3 protein-coding genes are annotated in these 2,220 nt (G+C 70.1%); 1 reads left to right on the forward strand and 2 read right to left on the reverse strand.

The window, feature by feature from the left end; translation table 11 throughout:
- Positions 1-49: 49 nt before the first annotated feature.
- Positions 50-766, forward strand: coding sequence for a TerC family protein (locus tag JNL41_RS10930; protein ID WP_293474842.1), 717 nt, complete (start codon positions 50-52; stop codon positions 764-766).
- Here JNL41_RS10930 and JNL41_RS10935 read toward each other — a convergent pair whose 3' ends face one another.
- A complete protein-coding gene (locus tag JNL41_RS10935; RefSeq protein ID WP_293474843.1) occupies positions 767-1,258 on the reverse strand; it encodes an AAA family ATPase in 492 nt (163 codons plus the stop codon).
- Between the two features lie 2 nt (positions 1,259-1,260).
- Positions 1,261-2,220 (reverse strand): class I tRNA ligase family protein (locus tag JNL41_RS10940; protein ID WP_293474845.1); only part of this gene is annotated, 960 nt, incomplete at its 5' end.

Genomic DNA, 2,220 nt, shown 5'->3' on the forward strand with positions numbered 1-2,220 from the left:
CCCCGCTGAACGGTTGCAGCCGCGCGTTCCGTGACGCATTGAGACCGCGATGTTCGAAAGCCTGTTCAGCGCCTCCGCGCTCTCCGCCCTGTTCCAGGTGCTGATGATCGACCTGGTGTTGGCCGGGGACAACGCGGTGGCCGTGGGCCTCGCCGCCGGCGGACTGCCGCCTGCCCTGCGCCGCAAGGCGATCTTCTGGGGCCTGGCGGCGGCGGTCATCACCCGGATCGGCTTCGCGCTCGTCACCACCCAGTTGCTCGGCATCATCGGCCTGCTCTTCGCCGGCGGCGTGCTCTTGCTATGGGTCTGCTGGAAGATGTGGCGCGAACTGCGCGACCAGGCCGTGCATGAGGAGGTGGCCGCCGAGGCGGCCATGGACTCCGACCCGACCACCGAGCCCAAGGTCCGGCCGAAGACCTTCAAGGACGCGCTGATCCAGATCCTGATCGCCGACGTCTCGATGTCGCTCGACAACGTGCTGGCCGTCGCCGGCGCCGCGCGGGAGCACCCCGGCATCCTGGTCTTCGGCCTGCTGCTCTCGATCGCGCTGATGGGCGTCGCCGCGCACGCCATCGCCCGCCTGCTGCACCGCTACCGCTGGATCGGCTACGTGGGCCTGCTGATCGTGCTGTACGTGGCGCTGCACATGATGTGGCAGGGCGGCCGCGACGTGATCGACGACCTCGGCTACACGGCCCAGTACAACGCCGCCGTCCCCGACTTCATGGACATCCACCCGCAGATGCCGGCGGCGCCGAAGCCCTGATTAGCGCCCGGCGCCCTCCAGCCCGTCGTAGAGCGCCAGTTCCTCATCCGTCGGGCGTTCGAACCAATCCGCCCACCTGAGGAGCGCCTCACGAGGAATCTCGAACGTCGCGGGCGGCAGATCGGCATTGCGTTGCGCCAGCCGGGTCCAGAGTTCCTCGATCGGAGGATCGAGCAGGCACAGGACCACCTGCGCGCCGGCCGCCTGCGCCTGCGTGCGGAAATGGTCCCGCTCCGCCCTGGACCAGACCCCCCAATCGAGCACGACGTTGCAGCCGAGTTCCAGCGCACGCATTGCAACCGCCCACTGAAGCCTCTCGACCTGGCCACGGAACGGGCCGGTCTCGGCCTCCGGTGTCGAGATGCCCGGGTAGAGGTCGTGCATCCACGCGTCGCCCGTGAGGCGCAGCGCGCGGGCTTCCCGCTCCAGCCGCTCGGCCAGCGTCGTCTTGCCCGACCCGGGAAGTCCGCAGGTGAGGTAGAGGGTCGCCACCGTCAGGCCGGCTCGGCCACCGTCTCCGGCCCGCCGAAGCGCGCGCGCCATTCGGCGACTTGCGTGTCCTCGACCTTCTTGAACAAGACGTCGGGCGCGCGGATCGCCCGGCCCGGCTCCAGCGTCGCGAGCACGTCCGCCTCCGACGGCCAGCCGCCGACCTCCGCCTCGCCCAGCGCTTCGGAGATCACCTGCGCCGTCGCCGGAACGAAGGGCGCCGACAGCCGCGCGAACAGGGCCACGAGGTTCAGGCCCACGCGCACCGACACGCCGGCCCGCTCGGGATCGGTCTTGAAGGCGGTCCAGGGCGCCGCCTCGGTCAGGTACTGGTTCCCGAGCACCCAGATCTGACGCAGCGTCGCGGCCGACTTGCGGAACTCGCGCGCCTCCATGAGCTCGGTCAGCTCGGCCAGCTTTGCGGCGACGTTCGCCTGAAGCTGCCTCTCCAGGTCGCCCCACTCGCCGCCGGCCGGGACCTTCGCCTCGAACCGGCTCTCCGCGAACTTGCAGATGCGGTTGACGAAGTTGCCCAGCACATCGGCGAGGTCGGCGTTCACCTGGTCGCGGAACTGCTCCCACGCGAAGGTCGAGTCGGCGCTCTCCGGTGCGTTGGCGATCAGCCACCAGCGCCAGTAGTCCGCCGGCAGGAGCTCCACCGCCTGGTCCATGAAGACCCCGCGCTTCTGTGAGGTCGAGAACCGGCCGCCGTAGTAGTCGAGCCAGTTGAAGCCCTTGAGGTCGTCCACCAGCTTCCACGGCGTGTTGCTGCTGGGCGTCCAGCGGCCGGCGGCGTCGCGGCGCTCGTTGATCCCCATCAGCGTGCAGGGGAAGCCCACGGTGTGGAAGGGCACGTTGTCCTTGCCCATGAACTCCACGTAGGTGACGTCGGCCGCGCCGGGCTGGCGCCACCAGCGCTCCCAGTCCTCGTCCTTCGCCGCCCGCCCCTCGGCCTGCGCCTGCGC

It is taken from the genome of Phenylobacterium sp. (assembly GCF_016793285.1).
GTDB lineage: Bacteria > Pseudomonadota > Alphaproteobacteria > Caulobacterales > Caulobacteraceae > Phenylobacterium.

Bases quoted from the DNA above. Each gene is read 5' to 3' on its own strand.
- JNL41_RS10930 (WP_293474842.1), top strand. From the start codon at position 50: ATGTTCGAAAGCCTGTTCAGCGCCTCCGCGCTCTCCGCCCTGTTCCAG.